23 protein-coding genes and 3 pseudogenes are annotated in these 21,603 nt (G+C 70.2%); 13 read left to right on the forward strand and 13 right to left on the reverse strand.

The genetic code is table 11. The features are described 5' to 3' along the window. Positions 1-93: 93 nt before the first annotated feature. The 3 genes and pseudogenes from ACFPFQ_RS00025 to ACFPFQ_RS00035 all read right to left on the reverse strand — a co-directional run bounded on the left by ACFPFQ_RS00025 (position 94) and on the right by ACFPFQ_RS00035 (position 1,403). A pseudogene (locus tag ACFPFQ_RS00025) lies at positions 94-1,007 on the reverse strand (IS982 family transposase). Between the two features lie 22 nt (positions 1,008-1,029). Further along, positions 1,030-1,263: a winged helix-turn-helix transcriptional regulator gene (locus ACFPFQ_RS00030; protein WP_379613510.1), complete on the reverse strand. Its 234-nt coding sequence runs from the start codon at positions 1,261-1,263 to the stop codon at positions 1,030-1,032. Beyond that, the gene (locus ACFPFQ_RS00035) at positions 1,221-1,403 is read right to left on the reverse strand and encodes a hypothetical protein (protein WP_379613347.1); all 183 of its coding nucleotides are present in this window, start codon (positions 1,401-1,403) and stop codon (positions 1,221-1,223) included. The genes ACFPFQ_RS00030 and ACFPFQ_RS00035 overlap by 43 nt, the downstream gene beginning before the upstream one ends. 110 nt (positions 1,404-1,513) lie before the next feature. Between ACFPFQ_RS00035 and ACFPFQ_RS00040 the strand changes: the two genes are divergently transcribed. Both ACFPFQ_RS00040 and ACFPFQ_RS00045 read left to right on the forward strand, forming a co-directional pair. Further along, complete coding sequence (locus ACFPFQ_RS00040; RefSeq protein WP_379613349.1) at positions 1,514-2,428, forward strand: enoyl-CoA hydratase/isomerase family protein; 915 nt, start codon at positions 1,514-1,516, stop codon at positions 2,426-2,428. A gap of 111 nt (positions 2,429-2,539) precedes the next feature. After that, positions 2,540-2,785 (forward strand): hypothetical protein, encoded by a 246-nt coding sequence (locus ACFPFQ_RS00045; RefSeq protein WP_379613351.1) that lies wholly within the window; start codon positions 2,540-2,542, stop codon positions 2,783-2,785. A gap of 464 nt (positions 2,786-3,249) precedes the next feature. Here the strand turns inward: ACFPFQ_RS00045 and ACFPFQ_RS00050 are convergent. After that, positions 3,250-3,610: pseudogene (locus tag ACFPFQ_RS00050) on the reverse strand (transposase); the annotation flags it as partial. Between the two features lie 69 nt (positions 3,611-3,679). On the opposite strand from ACFPFQ_RS00050, the pseudogene ACFPFQ_RS00055 reads away from it, so the two are divergent. Beyond that, positions 3,680-4,086, forward strand: a pseudogene (locus tag ACFPFQ_RS00055) (transposase); the annotation flags it as partial. 48 nt (positions 4,087-4,134) lie between these two features. On the opposite strand, the gene ACFPFQ_RS00060 reads toward ACFPFQ_RS00055, so the two are convergent. The 8 genes from ACFPFQ_RS00060 to ACFPFQ_RS00095 form a co-directional block, all read right to left on the reverse strand. Beyond that, positions 4,135-4,392: a hypothetical protein gene (locus ACFPFQ_RS00060; RefSeq protein WP_379613353.1), complete on the reverse strand. Its 258-nt coding sequence runs from the start codon at positions 4,390-4,392 to the stop codon at positions 4,135-4,137. A gap of 173 nt (positions 4,393-4,565) precedes the next feature. Further along, complete coding sequence (locus tag ACFPFQ_RS00065; protein ID WP_379613355.1) at positions 4,566-5,465, reverse strand: NADP-dependent oxidoreductase; 900 nt, start codon at positions 5,463-5,465, stop codon at positions 4,566-4,568. Between the two features lie 296 nt (positions 5,466-5,761). Beyond that, on the reverse strand, positions 5,762-6,898 hold the full coding sequence (locus ACFPFQ_RS00070) for a CaiB/BaiF CoA transferase family protein (protein ID WP_379613357.1): 1,137 nt from the start codon (positions 6,896-6,898) through the stop codon (positions 5,762-5,764). Next, on the reverse strand, positions 6,895-7,833 hold the full coding sequence (locus tag ACFPFQ_RS00075) for an NAD-dependent epimerase/dehydratase family protein (protein WP_379613359.1): 939 nt from the start codon (positions 7,831-7,833) through the stop codon (positions 6,895-6,897). Before ACFPFQ_RS00075 ends, ACFPFQ_RS00070 begins: the two co-directional genes overlap by 4 nt. Beyond that, positions 7,830-8,828 carry a hydroxymethylglutaryl-CoA lyase gene (locus tag ACFPFQ_RS00080; protein WP_379613361.1) on the reverse strand — a complete coding sequence of 333 codons (999 nt, stop codon included), beginning with the start codon at positions 8,826-8,828 and terminating at the stop codon, positions 7,830-7,832. The genes ACFPFQ_RS00075 and ACFPFQ_RS00080 overlap by 4 nt, the downstream gene beginning before the upstream one ends. Before the next feature lie 2 nt (positions 8,829-8,830). Further along, positions 8,831-10,435 carry a class I adenylate-forming enzyme family protein gene (locus tag ACFPFQ_RS00085; RefSeq protein WP_379613363.1) on the reverse strand — a complete coding sequence of 535 codons (1,605 nt, stop codon included), beginning with the start codon at positions 10,433-10,435 and terminating at the stop codon, positions 8,831-8,833. Between the two features lie 54 nt (positions 10,436-10,489). Beyond that, on the reverse strand, positions 10,490-11,752 hold the full coding sequence (locus ACFPFQ_RS00090) for an acetyl-CoA hydrolase/transferase C-terminal domain-containing protein (RefSeq protein ID WP_379613365.1): 1,263 nt from the start codon (positions 11,750-11,752) through the stop codon (positions 10,490-10,492). Continuing rightward, on the reverse strand, positions 11,749-12,867 hold the full coding sequence (locus ACFPFQ_RS00095) for an LLM class flavin-dependent oxidoreductase (protein WP_379613367.1): 1,119 nt from the start codon (positions 12,865-12,867) through the stop codon (positions 11,749-11,751). The genes ACFPFQ_RS00090 and ACFPFQ_RS00095 overlap by 4 nt, the downstream gene beginning before the upstream one ends. A 128-nt stretch (positions 12,868-12,995) precedes the next feature. On the opposite strand from ACFPFQ_RS00095, the gene ACFPFQ_RS00100 reads away from it, so the two are divergent. The 10 genes from ACFPFQ_RS00100 to ACFPFQ_RS00145 all read left to right on the forward strand — a co-directional run bounded on the left by ACFPFQ_RS00100 (position 12,996) and on the right by ACFPFQ_RS00145 (position 20,428). After that, entirely contained in the window at positions 12,996-13,655 is a 660-nt protein-coding gene (locus ACFPFQ_RS00100; RefSeq protein ID WP_379613369.1) for a TetR/AcrR family transcriptional regulator, read from the forward strand. An 84-nt stretch (positions 13,656-13,739) separates the two neighbouring features. Continuing rightward, positions 13,740-14,597, forward strand: a complete 858-nt coding sequence (locus ACFPFQ_RS00105; protein ID WP_379613371.1) for an SMP-30/gluconolactonase/LRE family protein — start codon at positions 13,740-13,742, stop codon at positions 14,595-14,597. Then, complete coding sequence (locus tag ACFPFQ_RS00110; RefSeq protein ID WP_379613373.1) at positions 14,594-15,448, forward strand: LLM class F420-dependent oxidoreductase; 855 nt, start codon at positions 14,594-14,596, stop codon at positions 15,446-15,448. The genes ACFPFQ_RS00105 and ACFPFQ_RS00110 overlap by 4 nt, the downstream gene beginning before the upstream one ends. A gap of 170 nt (positions 15,449-15,618) precedes the next feature. Next, positions 15,619-16,425 (forward strand): carboxymuconolactone decarboxylase family protein, encoded by an 807-nt coding sequence (locus ACFPFQ_RS00115; RefSeq protein WP_379613375.1) that lies wholly within the window; start codon positions 15,619-15,621, stop codon positions 16,423-16,425. Continuing rightward, positions 16,422-17,042, forward strand: a complete 621-nt coding sequence (locus tag ACFPFQ_RS00120) for an NADPH-dependent F420 reductase (protein ID WP_379613377.1) — start codon at positions 16,422-16,424, stop codon at positions 17,040-17,042. Before ACFPFQ_RS00115 ends, ACFPFQ_RS00120 begins: the two co-directional genes overlap by 4 nt. Positions 17,043-17,158: 116 nt before the next feature. Beyond that, the gene (locus tag ACFPFQ_RS00125) at positions 17,159-18,643 is read left to right on the forward strand and encodes an MFS transporter (RefSeq protein ID WP_379613379.1); all 1,485 of its coding nucleotides are present in this window, start codon (positions 17,159-17,161) and stop codon (positions 18,641-18,643) included. A gap of 38 nt (positions 18,644-18,681) precedes the next feature. Beyond that, complete coding sequence (locus ACFPFQ_RS00130) at positions 18,682-19,164, forward strand: nuclear transport factor 2 family protein (protein ID WP_379613512.1); 483 nt, start codon at positions 18,682-18,684, stop codon at positions 19,162-19,164. Between the two features lie 148 nt (positions 19,165-19,312). Then, positions 19,313-19,804: a flavin reductase family protein gene (locus ACFPFQ_RS00135; RefSeq protein WP_379613380.1), complete on the forward strand. Its 492-nt coding sequence runs from the start codon at positions 19,313-19,315 to the stop codon at positions 19,802-19,804. A 2-nt stretch (positions 19,805-19,806) separates the two neighbouring features. Further along, entirely contained in the window at positions 19,807-20,277 is a 471-nt protein-coding gene (locus ACFPFQ_RS00140) for a 3,4-dihydroxy-2-butanone-4-phosphate synthase (RefSeq protein WP_379613382.1), read from the forward strand. Beyond that, a complete protein-coding gene (locus ACFPFQ_RS00145) occupies positions 20,267-20,428 on the forward strand; it encodes a hypothetical protein (RefSeq protein WP_379613384.1) in 162 nt (53 codons plus the stop codon). Before ACFPFQ_RS00140 ends, ACFPFQ_RS00145 begins: the two co-directional genes overlap by 11 nt. Positions 20,429-20,587: 159 nt before the next feature. Here ACFPFQ_RS00145 and ACFPFQ_RS00150 read toward each other — a convergent pair whose 3' ends face one another. Next, positions 20,588-21,589 (reverse strand): FecCD family ABC transporter permease, encoded by a 1,002-nt coding sequence (locus tag ACFPFQ_RS00150; protein ID WP_379613386.1) that lies wholly within the window; start codon positions 21,587-21,589, stop codon positions 20,588-20,590. Positions 21,590-21,603: the final 14 nt, after the last annotated feature.

The raw sequence follows: 21,603 nt of genomic DNA on the forward strand, positions 1-21,603 counted from the left end.
TCCACCTCAAGATCATTCAGATCGTGTCGTCACACGACCTCAACCAACGTCTCCGGTCAGTACAACTAGATGACTGATTCCAAGGTCGATGGGTCAGTGGTCGTAGGCCAGTAGTGATCGTTTGACGGATTGACCGGTGCGGTCGTTGTGCCAGATTGCCGCGGTCAGAGCGAGAAGCCGCTGGTAGACCCGCACGGCCACACCGGTGATCGTGTGCCCGCCATGGCCTTCCAGATCGAGTTGACCCTTGGCCGTGTTGAAGATCGACTCGATGGTCTGGCGCAGCGGCCGGAAGAACCGGGCCCCGCGCCGGGGTGGTTCGCCCTTACGGGCCGGGCGCAGCAACTCGACACCGGCCGCGCCGATGATGGCCTCGAACTCGCGGCCGTAGTAGTTCTTGTCCGCGATCATGACCTGGCGCCGGCGGCCCGCCAACAGGGTGGGATCGGCGGTCAGGACCGAGACCACCACGTGGCGCTCATCGGCCTTCGCACCGGTCAACGCGAACCCGACCGGAAGCCCGTGCAGGTCGCGATCAGATGCAGCCGCAAACCCCAGAAGAACCGGGAATGGCTGGCGCAGTAGCCGTACTCGGCGAACCCGGCCAGGTCCGACCGGCGCGCGGTCTCCCTCGAGCGGCCGCACTCGACCGGGGTCGAGTCGACCACCCACACGTCATCGGTCCACAGGCTGGTGTCACAGGCCAGGGCGGTGATCAACCACTCGATGGTCGGGGCCAGCGCGCGCAGCCGCTTGTTGTAGCCGGACTGCTGGGGCAGGTAGCGGAACAGATGACGGAGATGGGTGTGGGCGTGGCGCAGCCAGCGGGCCTCGCTGGTGAACCGCAGCAGCGCCTGCATCACCGCCAACGTGATCACCTCGGCGTCGCTGATCTGCGGGGTGATCCCGACCCTGGGCCGCCACGGGGCTCGTTCGGGCGAGGCTTTCAGCAGATCGTCGGTGCGCACGTACAGTGCCGTGGCGAGGGTGTCCAGGTCAGCGTCCACGAGAGCCTCCTGCTCTTCTGGGTCAGCGCGCTGATCCTGGGCACCCTCCACTCATCACCGGCGCACGCCGCGCCGCACCAACACCTTGGAATTGGTCATCTAGCCATCGATCGCCCCAACACATGATCGCCACGGTGACGGCGTAGCGGTCTCGACCCATGCCCGTGAGCCGATACTCGTGCCGTTCCGGCCAGGTCTTGGCATCGCCGGCGTTCAGGATGCGGTTCGCATCCAGGCGGCTGAGCCGGTCCGCCAGGAGGGTGCGCGCGACGCCGCGGTGCGCTGCCGGTCGACGAACCGGCGGACGTCGAAGAATGCCTCACACAGGATGAGGAACGTCCACCGCTCGCCCACCTGCTCCAGTGCGGGCCCGACGGAGTCCGTCCCTCGGTCCACCGTTCGTCCTCGACTCCCTAGGACTACTACTCGGTTGCATTTCGATACCGACTGTCCTACGGTGATTCGGTAGCACATCTGAACCGAATCTCAGTCGAGGAGATCCCACGATGACCGACGGCGCCATCGCCATCGCCACCGAGACCGTCCCGCCAAGCTCGCACCACGTCAGCGGCGAATACGAGCAGCTGATCTACGTCGAGGACGGGCCGGTGGCCAGAGTGACCCTCGATCGGCCGCGGGTCCACAACGCCCTGTCGCTGCAGTTGTCCGACGAGCTCACCCATGCCCTGGAACGGGTTCGCGACTCCGGTACCGTGCAGGTGCTCGTGATCCGCGGTTCCGGCGGCACGTTCTGCGCCGGTGACGACATCACCGAGATGCCGCGGTGGGGCGATGCCAACGCCGTGATGCGCCGAGTCCACGGCTATCAGCACATGGCGAACGTCCTGGAGGAGCTCGACAAGGTGACGATCTCGGTTGTGGAGGGCTTCGCTGTCGGCGGCGGTCTCGAAATCACGATGGCGTCGGACTTCGTCGTCGCCGCGCGGTCGGCCCGTTGGGGGATGCCCGAGATCGATGTTGGCATCACCCCGGGCTGGGGCGGTACCACCCGGATGGCCCGGTTGGTCGGTCGTCGAATGGCCAAGGAGATCAACCTGTTGGGCGCGCTGCACCCGGCCGCGCGGGCCGCCGAACTCGGGCTGTGGAACCGGGTCGTGCCCGACGACCGGCTCGACGCCGAGGCTGAGCACCTGGTGCGGGTGCTGCTCAGCAAGAACCAGCAGGCCGTCCGGCAGCTCAAGTTCATCATCAACAACGGGGTCGAGGCCGACCTGCACACCGCGCAGGCGTTCGAGGCGCTGTCGGCCGGTCTGACCGGAGCGGTTAACGGTGGATGGCGCGTCCCGGACGCCGATGCGGGAGCGGGCATCGCCGGGTTCACCGCGAAGTCCGATCTCTGGCGAGCCCGCCGCGACCTCGCACGCGACCTCTGGACAGACGGCCCAGTGCTCGAAGCCTGATCGCCGGCAGCGTCGGTCTACCTAGTCAAGACGCCAATTGCGTTGAGGCCGACCGCACATCCAACCAAGCGCAACCGTTCGATTGCCGCCGGCATCGTCGCCCCAGGGCTGGTGTTGGCCGTCGCCCGGGTGCTCATCCTGGCCGCGCTCCGGCTGAGCCTGCTCGCCAGCGTGCAGCCGACGATCGTGCTCGCGGTCTACGTCGCGGTGCAGCTGGCCTGCTGCTTCTGGCTCGGGCACCAGCGGGTGCTCGACATCTATCGTCGCCTCGGGTTTCCTGCTCCGGGCGATGCCGGTCGCACGCCCACCGGCATCGCGCGCTCTCAGTGGTTCCTGCTGATGGCAGGCTTCGACTAGGTGTTCATGGTGGCGGGCAGGCGCTACGCCGAGATGATGTTCAGCGAGCGCACCGACGCGAGGATCTGCAAGTCGCTCGAGAGCCACTCCACCTCCTACCTGCGGTTCGTGTGAGGCTCTCGGCCACGGTGCTGATCACGACATACTGCCTCTGGGCATTCGAGATCCACGAAGCGCACCACAACTCGGCGCGGTCGGCGATCTCGATCGTGCCGTTCGTGGTCGCGGTGCAGCGTTACTCCGTCGACAGCGGCAACGGTGGGCGCCGGAGGACATCGCGCTCGGCGAGCGCGTACTGCTGGTCTACGTCGCGCCGACACCCGAGCTGCTCACCGGCGCGACACCCGTCGCCGAGACGCTGGCCGCACTGGTTCCCAGTCCGCTGGGATCCCTTGGCGATACAACCCGTACGAACGCAACGCGGACAACCAGGAGGTGTCGGCCTGATGGACGCTGAGATCGCCGCCGTGGTGGCGGCGTTCCCCGTGCACCCCGGCCGAGCGCACACTTCTTGATGAAACCCGTCTCGTCGACGATGAACACCCCGGTCGCGTCGTCGCCGAGCTGGTCCAGGACATAGCCGCGCACGTCATCGCGCACGCCCTCGACATCCCAGTCCGCGGTGCGCAGCAACCGCTGCATCCCATCCGGCGACACCGCCCCGGCATGCTCAGCCAGCGTCCACCCGTTCTTCCGCTCCAGACCGGCGAGCAGCCCCCGCAGGTAGGTACCGACCCGGTGACGCGGCTCGGACCTGGCGAAACGCCCTGAGATCAGTTCCACCACGGCATCCAACGACGCCACCCACCCTGCAAGATCCACCACGCGGTGATCATCACCGCTAGACAGATCTCAGCATCCCACGACACGCCGTAACTGCCGTTGCAGTATTAGTGGCGGATGGTGCCGCACGATCTTGCGGCGTGAAGTACTGCGTGCCGGTGGTTCGCTGACCGCAGCGCCGATGGGACGTGGGCGCGCATTCACGAGGTTCTGCGGGATCGGTTCGTGCCGCTGATGGCCGAGATCCGCGGCCCTCGGTGGCGGTGTCGGACTCGCAGTGGTCAAGTCCAGCGAGGGGTGAACACATCGGCGACGACGTGGGCAAGCGGGTGCGGGGCCGCCGTAAGCGGCATGTGCTGGTTGATGTGCTCGGGTTGATGCCGGTCGGGATGGTGCACTCGGCATCGGTGCAGGATCGTGCGGGTGCCCGGGTCTTGACCGATCCTCGGGCACGGTTTCCGCTGTTGGGGCTGGTGTGGGTTGACGGTGACTACGTCAACTCCGTGGATGCCGGGTTGGCCGCACGCAACAGCCGAAACCACTCGTCTCGACCGTGCGCCCGCTCGTCACCCGTGTGGGTGCCGGTGATCGCGACCGGGACGCCGACGAAGGTCCGCGACGATGGCGGTGTCGGTGATGACCCCGGCAGCGGCGGTGAGCTGATCGCGGACGGTGTTGAGGGCGATGGTGAAGCTGCCACGGTCCGGGTCGCGGTCGGGCTGGGCGAGGGTGGCGTCTCTGATCGCCAGGCGCACCGCCTGGTAGGTGACCAGCAACGCATAGATTTCCTGGTCGACCCCGTCCGGGATGCGAGCGCGCAGCACCCGGTCCTCAAGGGGGTGGACTCAACTCGAAGAACGCTGTCTCGTTCTCCCCCCGCTGGTGGTAGAACGTGACGAGTTCACCGGCTGGGTAGCCGGTGAACGACGACGCCAGGGACCCTGGCTCGTGCGCCCGGCATGCGCGGTCGGCCGTGCGCGCGCCGCCAGGCTCAGGGTCAGAACGTGATGACCAGCCTGCCTCGCACGCCACCGTCTTCCAGCCGGCGGTGTGCGTCCGCTGCGCGATCGGCGGAGTAGGTGTCGGCCACCCGCAGCATCAGCTCGCCGGCTTCGACCTGCCGGGCCAGCTGATCCAGCCGGGTACGCTCGCCGACGTATTCGGTGACGTGAATCGGATACCAGGTGATCCCCCGATCGGTCCGCCCGGTGTGCGCGCGCAAGGTCACGATCGCGCCGCCGTCGCGCACCGCAGCAAGCACGGCATCGTCCTGCACGGCGTTGTCGATCACAGCATCGACGCCGCCCGGCGCGGCTTCCAGGATGTTCCTCGCCACCTCGGGACCCCGTCTGACCACCACATCCGCGCCAAAGGAGGTGACCAGCTCCTCGTCGGCCTCAGCGGCGTCCGCGATCACTCGCAGGCCATCCGCCTTGGCCAGCTGGACAACGTATCCCCCCAGGGTGCCCGCCCCGCCGGTGACCGCTACCGTTGCGCCTGTGGGCAGCGCGAGCTTGTCCAGCGCCAGCCGGGCGGTGAGCCCGTTCATCGGCAGCGTGCAGGCCGCCGTGTCGTCAACGTTCGTGGGAGCGAGTACCGCCGATTCGGCCGACACCACGAGGGATTCGACGTACGCTCCGTTCCCCGAGTGGGGGTTGGTCACCGCGACCACTCGGTCACCGATCGCAAGGTCCGTTACGCCGGTGCCGGCCTCGTCGACTACCCCGACCGCGTCCCAGCCCACGACGTGCGGTGGGTCCGGGACTCGGAAGTTCGGGTCGACCTTGCGCCGCAGGGCCACGGTTGCGCCGGATCGGGTTCCCAGATCCGACGGATTCACGGCCACCGCGCTCACCCGGATCCGTACCTGGCCGGCACCGGCGTGCGGCTCGTCCATCTCGAGAACCTCGAGTACCTCGGGACCACCGAACCGTTGGAAAGCGATAACTCGCACGCTGTCTCCTCCACGCTCTCTGGCTCGCGGCCGCGAGCCATGACGGTGCTGATCATGCTGACCAGGAATGGGTTTCGACACTGGGCCTCGGCCCGCCCGTTTTCTGGGCCGCTGTCGCCGGGCTGCTGACGAGCCCCTGGCATCTCCGCGGACCGGACTCGCCCCCGCGGTGGCGCGCTGACAACACGAGATCACACAGCTACACGGTCGGTCTCCGGCCTACTGAGCACGGCAAAGGCTCAGTCCACCCCCGGCCCTCGTAAGGCAGTGGTCGATCCTGGCTCGGCCCAGCGCACGCCGACGCGATCCTCGACGAGGTTGGGGGCGCGCCGATCCAGCCGACCCATCACCGCGCCGTCGCGGACGACCGGGAAGACGACGTGGTGCTCGCCCGCCAGGGTCTGCACTATCCCGCGACCCTGTACCTGCGGGCTCTCCGCGGCCTCGCGCACGGTCCGCACGAGCTCGACGCAGACGTCGACGGCCTCCAACCGGGCGATCCATTCGTCGGCGCGCCGGGTCGCGAATACGTCGGTCAGCAGCGCTGCCAGCGCGTTCCCGTGCGTGCGGTGGCGCTGCCCGGGGGTGTCGAAGCAGGGATCGGCGACGGCCGGCGCATCGGGGGCGAGAGCGTCCCGCAGCCGCAGCCAGAACTTCTGCTCCACCGCCGAGATCGCGATCTGCCGTCCGTCCGCTGTGGGATAGATGTCATTGGTGGGGTAGACCCCCAGCCGATCGGCGTCGGTACGGTCGAGCATTGGCCCGCCGCGGGGTGCGATGAAGGACAGCGTGGCGTCGGCCAGCGCGACATCGAGGTAGCAGCCCCGGCCGGTGCGGTCCCGGTCGCGCAACGCCGCCAGGATCGCGATCACCGCGTAGGTGGCGCCGGCCAGATCGGCGACCGGCACGCCCGAGCGCCGCGGCGCGCCGTGCCAGTGCGGGGAGAACGACAAAGCGCCCGCGGCGGCGAGCAACGTGAGGTCGTGGGCGGGACGGTCCCGCTTCGGGCCGTCCTGACCGTACCCGGTGACGGAGCAGTAGACGATACCGGGATTGACGGCACAGACATCGGAGTAGGCCACCCCGAGCCGGGCGACGACGCCAGGCCGGAAACCCTCGATGAGCACGTCGGCACCACCGGCGAGGTCCAGCACCCGCGCCCGGTCCACGGGATCCTTGAGGTCGGCGACCGTGCCCCGCTTGTTGCGGTTGGCCACGGCATGCAGCCCGTCGGTGACACTGCGGGCGGGTTCCCCACCGGGCGGCTCGACCTTGATCACGTCGGCACCGAGGTCAGCGAGGACCTCGGCACAGAACGGTCCGGGCAGGAACGCCGATAGGTCGAGAACGCGCAGGTCCGCCAGGGGGCCGCTCACGTCGCACCGACCCTGGCGGCGGCACGAGCGCGCTCGAAGTCGACCACCGAGCGCATCCCCTCGGCGAGTGGACGGTGCCGCAACCCGAGATCCTGCGCAGCACGCCGATGGTCCACCGCGTGCGGCAGCACCGCCTGGTCCCGGGCGCCGTAGCGGATCTCGGCCTCGGGCACCGTCTCCCGCACGGCCGCGGCGATCTCGGCGTAGGTGACGTCCGGCCCGCCGATCTCATAGACCGTGCGCGGCACCCGTTCAGCCTCGACGGCTGCGACCAGCGCCGCGGCCACGTCGTCGACGTGGGCGACGCACACCCGCGCCGACGCCCGCACGTCGAGCACGGCCGGACGCCCTCGCCCGGCCGCCACTGCCGGCACGTTGACCTGCCGGCTAGCCACCGAGGCACCGGGCCCGTAGACCGAAGGCAGCCGGAGTGCGGTGACCACGGGCTCCCCGATCGCCGCGTTCGTCTCGATCGCCACCCGCTCGCAGAGCAGCTTGACTGCCCCGTAGGTCGAAGCCGGCAGCAGCGGGCTGTCCTCGTCCACCGTCGCGCCCCGCTGCCCGCCGTGTACGGCGGTCGAGCTGGGGAACAGCACGCGGCGAAGCGGGAACGCGCGGGCGAGGTCGAACACCCGCCAGGCGCCCGCGGCCATCACGTCGAGCTCGCGGGCCACGCTGTGCCCACCGTTCTCGCCGCGGTAGAACGGGCCGTAGTACACCGCGTCGATCGGCCGCCGGCCGATCGCGGACAGCACCGTCTGCAGGTCGGACCCGTCGCCGTCGACCTGCTCGAGGTGGTCCGCGAGGTCGGCGAGCCGGCCCGGCTCCGTGCCGAGGTCGAGCGCGACCACCTGGTGGCCCCGCACAAGCAGCGCCCGGCAGAACGCGGCGCCGACGTACCCCTTGGCGCCCACGACGAGTACCCGGGCGCTCATCGCGGCATCCCGGCGCCGCGCTTCCAGGCGATGGTGCTCGCGGAGGGCAGGCGAGACCCGGCTATCCGGCCGCTCAGCGCCGTGTAGCGCCGAGTGACCTCGACGACTGCATCGACGTCGACCGCCAGCGGGACACCGAGGCCAACGAGCATCTCCGCCAGATCCTCGGTCGCGACGTTGCCGAAGGACTCGGCGACGAAGGGGTAGTCCCCACCCCAGCCGCCGAACGCCGCGTCGAGAGTGAGCTCCTCGAACGGTGAGGCGAGCGCGGCGAGCGCGTTGGCGAGCCCGGCACCCCGGGTGTCGTGCAGGTGCACCCCGATCCGTGGCCGATCGTCGGGCAGCTGGTCATGGAGCGCCGCGAGCAGCTCCAACAGCCGCAGCGGGTCGGCGAGCCCGGTGGAGTCGGACACCAGCAGCTCGGTGACCCCGGGCAGCGTGGCGATCCGCCCGGCGGCGGCGAGGACCCGGTCCGGGTCGTGGGGCGTTCCCTCGGGAGTGCCGAAGGTGCCGCTGAGGAAGACGGTGACCGCGAGCTCGGCTGCGGCAGCCCGCGCGGCGCGACCGCCGATCTCGTCGATCAGCCGGTCGCTGTCGGCGGTGATCCCGTTCGCGGCCATCCCCGCGCCGTGGTGGGAGAACACGGTGAGGATGCCGTCGAGCAGGCCCTCGCCCCGCATGACGAGCGCCCGATCCAGGCCGGCGTCGTTCAGGGTGAGCCCGCTGAGCACGGCGCCGTCCCGCAGCGGGCCCAGCGCGCGCAGGAACTCCTCGGCGTCGGCCATCTGCGGCATCCTGCCGGGATGGACGAACGCGACCGGGTTGAGGACGTCGAGCCCCGCGGCGCGCAGCCCGCGGAACAGCTCGACCTTGTCGGCGGTCGGCAGGACGGCGGTGGTGGACTGCAGACCCTCCCGCAGCCCGACCTCGCGCAGGGTCACCGTCGTGTCGTGGACCGCGCGCCGGAGCGCGGGGAGCACCGCAGGCTTGGACATGGTCAGACCTTCCTTCGCACCTTGACACCCACGGCCTCGCGGTCCCAGGCGTCCCCGACGCCCCGGGCGCGCAGCGTGTGCCGCTCGATCTCGCCCTTGGTCACGGAGACGGGGAACTCCTCGACGAACTCGACGTACCTGGGGACCTTGAAGTGGGCGATGCGTTCCGCGCAGAACCGCACGACGTCCGGCTCGGTGAGGGCGACCCCTGCCACCGGCTCGACGTAGGCCTTGATCTCCTCGTCCGTACCGACGGGCACCCCGACCACCGCGCACCGGGCCACCCCCGGGTGTGCGGCGACGACCTGCTCGACCTCGAACGCGGAGATCCGCTCGCCTCGGCGGTTGATCAGGTGGGCCATCCGGCCGTCGAAGTGGAGGTAGCCGCGCTCGTCGAGGTGCCCGAGGTCCCCGGTGTGGAACCACAGCTCCCGGCAGGCGTCGACGTACCGGTCGGGCGAGCCCCAGTAGGCGAGCAGGAAGCTGCGCGGGAACCGCGGCCGCAGCACAATCTCCCCGGTCTCCCCGGCCGGGCAAGGGAGGTCGTCGGTGTCGAGCACCGCGACGTCCGCCCAGCCGTTGGCGGTGCCCAGGCTGTGGTAGGGGCGGTCGTCCAGCCGCTGGCTGACGCAGCCGAGCGGACCGGTCTCGGTCTGTCCGTACAGCTCGAGCAGGTCGATCCCGAAGCGCCTGGAGAATCCGTCGACGAGCTCCCGCGGAGCGCCGCCGGTCCCGGTGGCGGCCAGCCGGAGGGGGTTGTCGGCGTCGTCGGGCAGCTCGGGCAGGGCCAGCATCGGGACCATGGCCGGCCCGATGACCACCGACAGCGTGGTGCCGTGCTCGCGGGCGCGCTCCAACACCCGGTTCGCGTCGAACCAGCGGGTGAGCACTGTCTTCATCCCCCAGTACAGGGGTGCGACCACATCGACCGCGGAGCCGATCGTGTGACACATCTGCCCGTTGCCGAGGTGGACGTCGCCCGGGCCCGGCCGCAGCATCTCCGCGTACCGGAAGATCCCGGGGAAGTACCACATGTTCGCGACCAGCACACCCTTCGGCAACCCGGTCGTCCCGCCGGTGTAGATCAGCCCGGCCGGGTCGGACCAGCGCACGTCCGCTGGGGGTTCGGCGGCGGTGGCGGCGCGCAGGGCGGCCAGGCGCTCGAAGCCCGGCGGGGGCTCCCCGCCACCGCGGAGCACCTCGACCCGTGGCCGCGGCTCGATGCCCGCGCGCACCTCCAGGTAGCGCGGCAGCAGCTCACCGTCCACGACCACGGCAGTCGCCCGGGAGTCCGAGACGGTGTGGGCGAGGTCGTGGCTGCGCAAGGCGATGTTCAGCGGCGCCCAGATCGCCCCGATCTTCGCGCAGGCAAACCAGACCAGGATGTGGTCGACCGAGTTGTACAGGTAGGTGGCCACGACGTCGCCCTTCGCGACGCCCCGCGCGAGCAGGCCGTGTGCCAGCCGATTGGCCTCCGAGTCGGCCTGCGCGAAGGTGACGGACTCGTCGTCCACCACGGCGAACTCGCGGTCGCCGTGTTCGGCGGCCCGGACCCGGACCAGGTCGCGCAGTGTGGTGACGTCCGCGACGTGCGTCTTCAGTCTCATCCGTCGTCCTTCCTCGTCGAAGGGCGCAGCGTCGAAGGGCGGAGCTGCGCTCGGTCATCCAACCGGGGGCCCGCAGGCGAGGTCGGCTCGGTGTCGGGGATCGGCCACGGCGAGGAGCCGTTCACGGCGTTCGCCCGGCGAGGCCCCCCGCAGGTAGGCGCTGCCGTACTCGGTCACGACCACGTCGGTCTCGCCGGTGTCGAGCGAGACCCGGTCGTCCGGCAGCCTGCTGACGATCCGCGACCGCCCGGCCCCGGCGGGGAGGGCGAGCACCGCCAGCCCATCCGGGTTGGCGGCTGCGCCCCGGGCGAAGTCGCGAAGGCCGGCGATGCCTCGCCGGCGCCCGTCCGGGGCGTGCTCGGCGTTGGCCCGGCCGGCGAGGTCGACCTCGAACACCGAGTTGACCGCCCGGAAGCGGGGCAGCGCGCGCAGGGTAGGGAGGGCGTGCGTGCGGTGGGCAGGCGCGAGATCCACGCCCGGGCCGCGGGCGAGGCGGGTCAACAGGTCGGGTGCCCCACCCGCATCCGTCGCCACGACCGGGCCGGGGGCCAGCGCCCGCGCCCTGACGAGCTCGTCGACCCACTCGTCCAGCGCGCCGGTGTGGATCCGCAGGCCGCGGCGCGCGGTCAGCGCGGCTGTCAGGCCGGCGGCCCAGCGGCCGATGCCGAGCTCTAGGGTGGCTCCGTCGGGGATCCACGGCAGGACAGTGGCAGCCAGGCGGACCAGCGCGTCGGGTGGCTCCGGCCGGACCGGGACGGGCCCGGGGTCCGGCGCGGGGACCTCGACGGGATGGAACTGCGGCCGGTCCGCCACCGTCGACCGCGGGCCGGACCAGCTGACATGGTCGCCGGTCTCCAGCACCGCGCCGGCACACCCGTCCAGCGCCGGCGCGACGAGGTCGACGGTCGACCCGAGCGAGCGCCGTCCCGCCCGCGGCCGGCCTGCCTGCGCCAGCACGACGTCCACGGGGCGCGCCCCGGTCCGCAGATCCTCGGACAGCTCGAAGAGCGACCGCCGCACGTACCGCACCCGACCGCCGGCCGCGACCTGGGCCGCGAGCCGTCCGGCCGGGTAGAAGGTTTCGACGGTCGTGTCCGGCAACTCGGGCAGCTCGACGGGCAGCAGGCCCACCAGCAGCGTGCTGCCGGCGAGCAGGTCCGTGTGGCGGCCCAGCGCCGCGACGAGATGGGTGGGCGCGCCCACACCCTGACCGATCACGATCTGCTGGCCGGGCCGCAGCACGACCCGCAGCGCCTCGTCGACGCGGTGGTCCAGGTCGACGTGCCCAGGTGGTTGGGCGGCCCGGGCGGAGCTCATGTGCCTGTGCGTGCGACTGCCGGGGTGCCGGTGAACTGTGGAAGCACCTCGGCACCGAACAGCCGCAGCGACGCGAGCACGTCCTCGTGGGCGATCCTCCCGAGCTGCGTGCCGAGGATGACCTGGGTCGCGCCGGCGTCCATGTAGCGCTGGACGACCGGCGCTATGGTGTCGGGCGATCCGCAGAGGATGGTCCCGTTCTCGAGCAGATGGTCGAACTTGCGGTGGTCGGCGATCTTCTCGGTGGACCTGGCCGCCTCGGCGTACCATTCATAGCCGGGTGGCAGCTCACCGCCGCGGCCCCATTGCAGGAAGTACTGCATGGTCTGGTCGATGTATGTGGTGAAGGCGTCCTCGGCGATGACGCGTGCCTCCGCGTCGGTCGGCGCGCAGAAGGTCATCATGAAGACGGCGACGTTCCGATTGACGACACGCCCGGCCGACTCCGCGGTGTCGAGCGCCGTGCGGTGGACGGCGATCCGCCGGGCCAGCGCATCCGGGCCGGACCCGATGCTGAACCCGAGCACGCCGAGGCCGAGCTCACCGGCTTGGCTCCAGCTGTCCGGGCTGGTGCAGGCCGCCCACATGGGGGGATGCGGTCGCTGGAGCGGTTTCGGCAGCACCAGCCGGTCCGTCAGAGTGGTGTAGGTGCCCTCGAACGTCATCGGCTCCTGTGCGGTCCACAGCTGTGGGATGAGCTCGACGGCCTCGCGCCACATGGGCTTGCTGTCGCCGGGGTCGATCCCGAACCCGCCGAGCTCCTCGGTCGTCACGGACCTGCCCGTGCCGAGCTCCATCCGGCCGTTGGACAGGATGTCCAGCAGCGCCACCCGCTCCGCGACCCGGACCGGGTGGTTGAACCCGTTCGGCAGCAGGGCCACGCCGTGGCCGATCCTGATGTTCTCGGTGTGCTGTGCGACCGCCGCGAGCCAGACCTCCGGCGCCGAACTGTGGGAGAACTCCGCCAGGAAGTGGTGTTCGACCGCCCAGATGTGGCTGTACCCGAGCCGGTCCGCCAGCTTTGCCTGTTCGAGGGCGTTCCAGAAGGCGTCGTACTCGGAGCGCGGCCCCCACGGTCGGGGGACCTGGAACTCGTTGATGATGCCGAAGTCCATGACTGGTCCTTTCGCGTTGCTGCGAGAGCGACGCTAGGTCGCACCACCCAGTTCTGTCAACACCGCGTTGATAAACGGTCAGCCGTATGCTCGACGGGTCCCCAACAACCTGTGGAGATGGGCGGCAGATGACATCGAGCTCGATTGCGCGGCGACGGGCGGCGGCCCGCGCCGAAGGGAGTGCCCGCTACGTCGAGCGTCGACGAGCCGTCCTCGACGCCGCACAGCAGCTGTTCCAGGAGCGAGGCGTGGAGCGCACGAGCCTCGACGACGTCGCCGCCGCGGCCGGGACCGACCGGGCGTCGCTCTACTACTACGTGGCCGGCAAGAAGGAGCTGTTCTACGACGTCGTCCGGGACATCCTGGAGGTCACCGCCGTGTCCGCGGAATCGATCCAGGCGGGCCCCGGCACGCCAAAGGAGAAGCTGCACAGGCTGGCCACCATGCTGATGGCCAGCTACCAGCAGCGACCTTACCTGCAGACCTTCCTCTCCGAGACCTCTGCCGGCCTCAGTCGCGAAGGGGCGGTGGGACGTCAGCTGCTCGCCCTGGTGGAGGCGTTCGACCAGGCCTTGCTCGCCATCGTGGAGGAGGGTGTCGCCACCGGGGCGTTCCGCGCCGACCTGCCGCCGCGCGTGGTCGCCAACGGCTTCCTCGGCATGATCAACTGGACGCACCGCTGGTTCGATCCCAACGGCGAGCTCGACGGTGCCGGACTGGGCGACATGTTCGCCACGATCGTCACCGAGGGCATGGAGCATCGCCGAGGCCCATCAACGACTCGTTGACAGCCTGTCCACAGTCGCCTTACTCTTTCGCCGCAGTCGCCGCGGGCCGAGTAGCCGCGGTGCCGACTCCCGGAGGACCGGTCGATGCAGCGACAGAGCCCTAGCCGCGCCGAACGCAGTACCCCGCTGCGCGTTCTCGCCTCCGGGATCGGCTTCACCGAGGGCCCGCTCTGGACATCCGACGGGCGCCTGCTGGTCACCAGCGCCTCCCGCGGCGAGATCCACGAGTTGGGGCTCGACGGCGGGGCCGCCAGAGTCACCATCCGCGTCGGCGGCCGGCCCACGGGGTTGGCAGAAGCGCTGCCGGGCGACCTCTGGATCGTCTCCCACGGCCCTGACCGGCCCGGGTTGCTCCGGCGGCGCGGGAACTCGACAGAACAGGTCCTGACGCGCGGGGGGCCGGCACCCACCGACTGCACCGCCGACCGGCAGGGCCGGATCTGGTTCACCGAGTCGTCGGGATCGCCGCTCGCCGGCGGCCCGGCCGGCGGGCGGGTCTGCCGGTTCGACCCGGACGCCGGCACCGTCGTGGTGCTGGTGGCGAACTGCCTGTTCCCGAACGGCATCGGCTTCTCGCCGGCCGAGGACGTCCTACACGTCGCCGAGACCGCAGCCGGCCGGATCTGCTCCTACCCGGTCCGCCCGGACGGATCGCTGGGTCCGGCGCGGCACACCGATCTCGGATCGGCTCGCCCCGACGGGCTCACTGTCGACGAGCGGGGTCGCGTACTGGTCGCGCTCGTGGTCGGCGGGGCGGTCGCCGTCCTGGAGCCCGACGGCAGCCCGGCCGGGATGCTGGAGCTCCCCGGGATGAACCCGACCAGCGTCTGCCTCGCCGGTCCGGACCGGCGGACCCTCGTCGCCACCGTGCCCAGTGGGGGCCGAGTGGTGGCGGTCGACCACTGGGACGCCGCCTTGACGGCCCCGGCGGTCGTCCGATGAGCGCGGCGCCGCGGCTCGGCGTCCAGACGTTCGTGACGGACGAGACGCTGGCCGTCACCGACCTGGCCCGGCTGGTCGAGGACGGCGGCTTCGAGTCGCTCTTCCTTCCGGACCACACCCACATCCCGGTCGAGCGGGCCACGCCCTACCCGCATCCGCCCTACGGGGAGCTCCCGCGGCCCTACTACCGGATCGCCGACCCGCTCGTCAGCCTCGGCGCGGCCGCGGCGGTGACGGATCGGCTGTTGCTGGGGACCGCCGTCTGCCTGCCCGCCGAGCGGGACCCGATCGTCCTCGCCAAGCAGGTCGCCACGCTGGACCACCTCGCCGGCGGCCGGGTGGTCCTGGGCGTCGGGGCGGGCTGGAATCTAGAGGAGACCCGCAACCACGGTGTCGACCCGACACGGCGCACCGCGGTGCTGGGCGAGCGGGTCCGGGCGATGCAAGAGATCTGGCGCCACGACGAGGCCGAGTTCCACGGCCGGTACGTGGACTTCGCCCCGATCCACTCCTGGCCCAAGCCGGTGCAGCGGCCACACCCGCCGGTGCTGCTCGGCGGCAACGGACCCACCGTGCTCGATCGCGTCCTGCAGTACGCCGACGGATGGATGCCCGGTCATCAGCGCGACCTGGGCGCACTGGGTGCTCGCGTCGCTGAGTTGCGTGCGCGTGCGGCCGCGGCGGGACGCCCGGACCCCGAGGTGACGGTGGTACTGGGCCGGCCGGAGCTCGTCGAGGAGTACGCCCGGATCGGGGCGGACCGCGTCGTGTTCGGCCTGCCGGAAGGTGATCGGGCAGGGCTGCGGCGCGCGCTCGCCGATCTCGCGGCCCGGGTCCCGATCTCCCGGTGACCGCTGCAGCGCCAGTACCGGGCCACATCGATCGACCCGATCCGCCAGCTCATGACGGCCCGAAGCGGCCGCGGCGACCACGTCGCCGTCCTCCCAGCTCATCAACCAAGGAAGGCGACGACAGTGACCGAACCCGCTCCGAGCAGTGTGAGCGCCCGGTGAGTCCGCCCATGACCACCGACGCGACGCGTGCCGACACGCACCCGGCCGGTACCGTCGACCCCGAGTTGGAGCAGCTCCGCCGGACGGTCGAGGAACTGGCGACCCGCGACGTCGACTGGCCTCCCTACATGCCCGGCCTGGTCAAGGTCGCCGTGTGTGCATCGACCACGACCCTCTACCTGCCAGGTCTGCGCGCGGCGATCAGGGAGGCACTCGCAGCCGGCGCGACACGAGAGCACGTGGTCGAGGCGATCGCGCAGAGCAGCGTGCTCGGGATCCACGCGGCGTACTCGGGTCTGCCCATCCTGCGGTCCGAACTCGCCTCGGCGGGCCTGTCCGAAGCCGAAGCCGATCCCGACCTCGACGCTCGCCGGACGGAGATACGCACTGCGTTCGGAGCGGCGCGGGGCGGCTGGAACGAGACGCTCGACGACATCCTCGCGCTCGATCCGGAGCTGCTGGCGGCCTACGGCACATTCTCCTCCGTTCCTTGGCGTAGCGGCCGGATACCCGCCCGGTTCAAGGAACTGATCTATCTGGCGATCGACGTCCAGAGCACGCATCTCTACGAACCCGGGATCCGCCTGCACCTCGGCCGTGCCTTCACCGCGGGCGCGACCAGGGAACAGGTCATTGCCGTCATCCGCATCGTCACATTGATCGGGTTCCATGCGGCCGAGGTGGGGCTTCCTCTCCTCGCGGAGGAGGTGGACCGGGCGCTGATCGCAGCACGACCGGACTGCACCCGGCCTCCGCTCGACGCCAGCGGCCCGTCACCGCGGCGCGCGGCGGGTCCACGGGCCTCGACGTCATGAAGATCGCCATCATCGGCAGCGGCAAGATCGGCACGACGCTCACCGGTCTGTGGGCACCGCGCGGCCACGACATCTGGATCGCGAACAGCCGGACGCCGTCCTCGATGGATCATCTCGACGGCGGGTGGAGTGCGGTCCACCCCAGCACAGTGTTCGACGCGGTCCACAACGGAGACGTCGTCGTACTCGCCATCCCGTTCGGCCAATACCCGACACTGGATCCGCTGCTCGTCGACAACAAGATCGTCATCGACGCGATGAACTACGTGCGTGAGCGAGACGGCCGGGTAGCGGAGATCGAGGAGGGTGTGTCGACGTCGTCCGAACTCGTTCAGCGCCGCTTTCGGACGAGTGTCGTCGTGAAGTCCGTCAACAGCATCTTCTGGGAGCATCTTCGTGACCGCGGGGTCGAATCGGGAGACCCGCGCCGGCTCGCGCTACCGATGGCCGGCAACGACTCCGGCGCGAAGGCAACGGTCGCGGTGCTCCTCGACGACGCCGGCTTCGACCACGTGGATGCGGGCCTGCTACGGGAAGGACAGCGGTTCCAGCGGGGTACGCCACCGTATGTCCAACTGTACCGACGGAGCGAGCTCGAGAACGCTCTCCAATGGTAAGCAGCCTCCATTGTGAGGTGATCTGTCGTAAGAATCATCGGACCGACAGCGCGCAACCGCCTCGCCGATGTGGATCCCTGTCCTGAATTCCCTGCCGCGATCCTCGGTGGCGACAGGTGGCACAACTGTGCCGACGTATCTCCAACTTGCTCCAGCGGAGGAGTAGAGTCATGCCCGAACGAAACATTCCTGGGCCGAATACTCGCACGACCGCAGTCATCGCAGCTCGGCTCGAGCGACTGCCACTGTCGTCGTGGCATCGAAAACTTCTCCTCATCATCGGGGCCGGCGTCTTCTACGAGGCATTCGAGTTGTTCCTCGGAAGCGTGCTGACACCAATTCTGAAGGTCCGGTGGAACCTTCAGCCCGTCGAGGTCGGGATGCTCATCAGCTCCGTCTTCATCGGTATGGCCCTGGGCGCGATCGGTCTGGGCGTCCTGGGGGATCGGATCGGTCGGCGAAGGATGTTCACGCTGAACCTGACCGTGTATCTCGTGGCCGCGCTCGTCGCAGCCACTGCCCAGGACATCTGGTTCCTCGTCGTCTGCCGGATCATCGCCGGCGCGGGGGTCGGCGCCGAGTCGGTCCTCATCGACTCCTACCTCGGGGAACTTCTTCCGGGCCACTCCCGGGGGAGGCTGCTCTCCCGGGCGCTGGCCTTCGGGTTTCTCGCCGTGCCCGTCGTCTCGATGGCAGGGGCGCTGTTGACGAACACCGTGTTCCTGTTCGAGGGGTGGCGCTGGCTGCTCATCGCCGCCGGATCCGGCGTCGTCCTCATCCTGTGGGTCCGCCGCAACCTCCCGGAGTCGCCCCGGTGGCTCGCCTCGCAGGGACGCCTCGACGAGGCCGACACGGAGCTGCGCAGGATCGAGGATGCGGTGATCGCCGCGACGGGCCGCGAACTGCCTCCGGTCAGCATCGAGGACGGCCCCGCTCGATCCATCGACGTGGCTGCCCGGAGCCGGTGGTCCGACGTCTTCGCCAAGAACCTGCGTGGACGTCTTGCCATGATGACCTCCGTGCAGTTCCTCGGCACGGCCGGCTACTACGGTTTCAGCTCGCTGATCCCCGTGCTGCTCGTCGCGAAGGGGTACACGGTCATCCAGTCGCTGGGTTATGCAGCATTGATCTCGGTCGGCTTCCCGCTCGGCGCCTACATCGCATCCGGCGTTGCCGACCGGATGGAGCGGAAGACGTTGATCGTCTTACTGCTCATCATGACGGCCGGGCTGGGTGTCGGGTTCGCGTACGCGACCGAGACCGCACTCGTCGTGTCCATCGGGTTCCTCCTCACCGTCACGAACCAGACGCTCGGAGTAGCCATTCACGTCTACATGTCCGAACTCTTTCCCGCCCACGTCCGCAACAGGGCGAACGGGTTCGGTCTGGGCATCGGCCGGATCGCCGCGGCCTTCCTGCCCTTCCTGGCCGTCCCGCTCCTCGCTGCGCTGGGCGCCCCGGGGGTCCTGATCTTCTGCGGAGCGATGCTGATCCTCGCCGCGGGGGTCGTCCTCGGGTACGGGCCCCGCACCACCGGCCGCTCCCTGGAGGAGACGTCGGAGAACCTCGACCGCGCTCGCAACGAACGGGGCCGGACGTGAACCCCGCACCCCCCGGCCGAATTTCCGACATTGTCGCGATGCAGGATATTCGTGACGTCCTCAGTCGATACTGCAGGGCAGTGGACCGCCTCGACGCCGCCCTGCTGGACTCCGTCTACCATCCGGATGCGGTCGAGCACCACGGCTACTTCACCGGACCCGCGACCGACTACCGGCGGCAGCTGATTGCGCGCCTCCGGGACGGGTGGGAAAAGACGCAGCACGTGCTCGGGAGCTCCCTCATCGAGATTTTCGGAACGACAGCGCACGCCGAGACATACGTCGTCGCCATTCAAACCAGGCATCTCGACGCGGCCCACGAGCAGGTGGTCGACTCGTTCGGTGGACGATACATCGACCATTTCGAACTGCGTCGCGGGGAATGGCGGATCGCCTCTCGGACTCTTGTGATGGACTGGCAGCACACGGGACTCGGCCACGAGTCCGTATTGGCGGGCAGCCTCACCCGACAACGACGGGACCGGCTCGATGCGGCATATGGAACCGAGCGCCCGGACTGATGCGGCAGCGGCGCAGCGAGTCGGAGCGGTCCCGGTCGCATCATGCGGGTGACCGCACCACCCGTCCGGCCCGTGGCGCGCGACGGCCTGTTGCCGCGTCCCGACCAGGCCCTCGACCCGCACAGCTGCCCCGTGGGAGGGAGACCTGATGACCCGGATCGAGCCGGTGACGGCCACGACGCAACTCCGCACGGTGTTCGGCTGCTTCCCGTCGGGGGTCACTGCGGTCTGCGCACAGGTCGACGGGGTACCCGTCGGGGTCGCCGCCAGCTCGTTCACGTCCGTGTCGATGTCCCCGCCGCTGGTGTCGGTGTGCATGCAGCACAGCTCGACGACCTGGCTCACCCTACGCAAGCAACCACGGCTGGGGATCAGCGTGCTCGCCGAGGGCCACGACGCGGTGTGCGCGCGGCTGGGCAGCACGACCGGCGACCGGTTCGCCGACACGGCCTGGACCGCGGTCGGGGGCAGTGTGTTCATCCACGACTCGACGGCATGGCTGGACTGCTCCATCCGGAGCGAGGTGCCCGCGGGCGACCACATGATCGTCCTGTTGGAGATCCACGGCGTCCGCGCCGACCCGGCCACCCCGCCACTGGTATTCCACGGCAGCGCATTCCGACGACTGGCAAAGGTGTGATCGTGGCGAGCAGCCGCGTTGATGACGCCGTGACGGCGCTCGCCACGGGCCGGGTGATCATCGTCGACGACGGCACGTCCGCCGAGCTCGTCGTCGCCGCCACCTACGCGACCACGGCGACCACGGCGTTCATGGTGCGGCACGGATCCGGGTTCGTGTCCGTGGCGTTGCCACCCGAGACGTGCGAACGGCTGCGGCTCCCGCCGATGCACTGGCAGTCCGACGTCCGGGTGACGGTCGATCTCGTCGGCACCGGCACCGGGATCTCCGCCGAGGCCCGCGCCGCCACCATCGCTGCCCTCGGCGCACCGGAGTCCCAGGCGACCGACTTCGTCCGACCCGGCCACGTCGTCCCCCACTCAACCCACCTGGGCGGGGTGCTGGAACACGCCAGACACGCCGAGGCCCATCGACCTCACCCGCCTCGCAGGGCTGCCCGCGGCCGCCGCGTTCAACGCACTCGTGTCGCGTGAGCAGCCCGGCGCGCTGACCCGGAGTACCGAGATGCGGCGCTTCGCGAGGGAGCACGATCTGATCGTGCTGTCCGTGGCCGACGTCGTCGCGGCCGCCGCCGCAGCTAACCCCCCAGGTACGCCGCGACGCAGGGACGGCAGTTGTAGTTGATGCTGGCGGTCGACCTGGTCGCCTTGTCTATAGCCCACAGCTGGCGCGGGGCTTTCATGGTGCCGGTCGGCCAGTGGCGCGCCTCAGGGCGGCGGGGCCCGAGCAGCAGGGATGTGGCCTGCCTGAAAGGCCACATCCGCCGCGAGCGGACCCTCCCGGTCACAGCAGCCCCGACCGCGCCGCCCGCAACAGCAGGACCATGAAGTACGGGCCGGCGATCACGATCGTCAGGATCCCGACCGGCAGCTGGATCGGTTCCAGCAGCCGCTGCGCGGCGTAGTCCGCGATGACCACCAGCGCGCCACCGACGGCCGCGGCGACCGGCAGCGCGCCCGGCCCGGCGCTCCCGGTGAGCCGACGGGCGATGTGCGGGGAGATGAAGGCGACGAACCCGACCGGCCCGGCCGCGGCGACGGACACCGCGGCCAGCCCGGCGCCGACGGCCAGCAGCGACACGCGCGCGACGCCCACGCGCGAGCCGACCCCGATCGCCACCGGCTCCCCCATGTACAGGATCCGCAGCTGCCGGCCCAGCGCGGTTCCCACCACCATCAGCCCGACCGCAGCCGGCACGAGGCCACGTACGGTCGCCCAGGTCGCCGACCCCGTGTCGCCGAGCAGGTACTGGTTCAGCCGCACCGCCTGGTCGAGCGACGCCCGCGTCAGCAGGAAGGAGATCGCCGCGCCGAGCGTCGCGTTCACCCCGAGACCGATGAGCACCAGCCGGAACCGGGAGTGCGCGGAGCTCGCCGAGAGCAGGTACACCAGCAGTCCCGCGGCGACCGCGCCGGCGAAGGCCACGATCCCCGGCGGGGCGGCCCCTCCGCCGAGCACCACCGTGACGACGACGGCCACCGACGCTCCGTGGTTCACCCCGATGATGTCCGGTGAGACCAGCGGATTGCCACTGATGGCCTGGAAGATCATCCCGGCCATGCCGAGCGCCGCGCCGACGACCAGCCCGGTGAGCACGCGCGGCATCCGCAGGGTCCGCACCATGAGGTTCGCCGTGTCCGAACCGTGTCCGAACACCGCATCGACCACGTCGTGCAACGGCAGCTGCAGCTCACCGAACGCCAGGCTGACGACCATGCCCGCGACGGCGATCGCGGCCAGCCCGACGAAGACCACGAGGTTGCGGATCTCGAAACGCAGAGACATCCGGCCGGCGCGCA

The organism is Pseudonocardia sp. GCM10023141, from assembly GCF_042653605.1.

What these genes read in the sequence shown, in the direction of transcription:
- ACFPFQ_RS00040 (WP_379613349.1), top strand. Translation starts at nt 1,514, where the DNA reads ATGACCGACGGCGCCATCGCCATCGCCACCGAGACCGTCCCGCCAAGC.
- ACFPFQ_RS00065 (WP_379613355.1), bottom strand. Translation starts at nt 5,465, where the DNA reads ATGGACGAGCCGCACGCCGGTGCCGGCCAGGTACGGATCCGGGTGAGC.
- ACFPFQ_RS00075 (WP_379613359.1), bottom strand. Translation starts at nt 7,833, where the DNA reads ATGAGCGCCCGGGTACTCGTCGTGGGCGCCAAGGGGTACGTCGGCGCC.
- ACFPFQ_RS00080 (WP_379613361.1), bottom strand. Translation starts at nt 8,828, where the DNA reads ATGTCCAAGCCTGCGGTGCTCCCCGCGCTCCGGCGCGCGGTCCACGAC.
- ACFPFQ_RS00085 (WP_379613363.1), bottom strand. Translation starts at nt 10,435, where the DNA reads ATGAGACTGAAGACGCACGTCGCGGACGTCACCACACTGCGCGACCTG.
- ACFPFQ_RS00090 (WP_379613365.1), bottom strand. Translation starts at nt 11,752, where the DNA reads ATGAGCTCCGCCCGGGCCGCCCAACCACCTGGGCACGTCGACCTGGAC.
- ACFPFQ_RS00095 (WP_379613367.1), bottom strand. Translation starts at nt 12,867, where the DNA reads ATGGACTTCGGCATCATCAACGAGTTCCAGGTCCCCCGACCGTGGGGG.
- ACFPFQ_RS00100 (WP_379613369.1), top strand. Translation starts at nt 12,996, where the DNA reads ATGACATCGAGCTCGATTGCGCGGCGACGGGCGGCGGCCCGCGCCGAA.
- ACFPFQ_RS00105 (WP_379613371.1), top strand. Translation starts at nt 13,740, where the DNA reads ATGCAGCGACAGAGCCCTAGCCGCGCCGAACGCAGTACCCCGCTGCGC.
- ACFPFQ_RS00110 (WP_379613373.1), top strand. Translation starts at nt 14,594, where the DNA reads ATGAGCGCGGCGCCGCGGCTCGGCGTCCAGACGTTCGTGACGGACGAG.
- ACFPFQ_RS00115 (WP_379613375.1), top strand. Translation starts at nt 15,619, where the DNA reads ATGACCACCGACGCGACGCGTGCCGACACGCACCCGGCCGGTACCGTC.
- ACFPFQ_RS00120 (WP_379613377.1), top strand. Translation starts at nt 16,422, where the DNA reads ATGAAGATCGCCATCATCGGCAGCGGCAAGATCGGCACGACGCTCACC.
- ACFPFQ_RS00130 (WP_379613512.1), top strand. Translation starts at nt 18,682, where the DNA reads ATGCAGGATATTCGTGACGTCCTCAGTCGATACTGCAGGGCAGTGGAC.
- ACFPFQ_RS00135 (WP_379613380.1), top strand. Translation starts at nt 19,313, where the DNA reads ATGACCCGGATCGAGCCGGTGACGGCCACGACGCAACTCCGCACGGTG.
- ACFPFQ_RS00150 (WP_379613386.1), bottom strand. Translation starts at nt 21,589, where the DNA reads ATGTCTCTGCGTTTCGAGATCCGCAACCTCGTGGTCTTCGTCGGGCTG.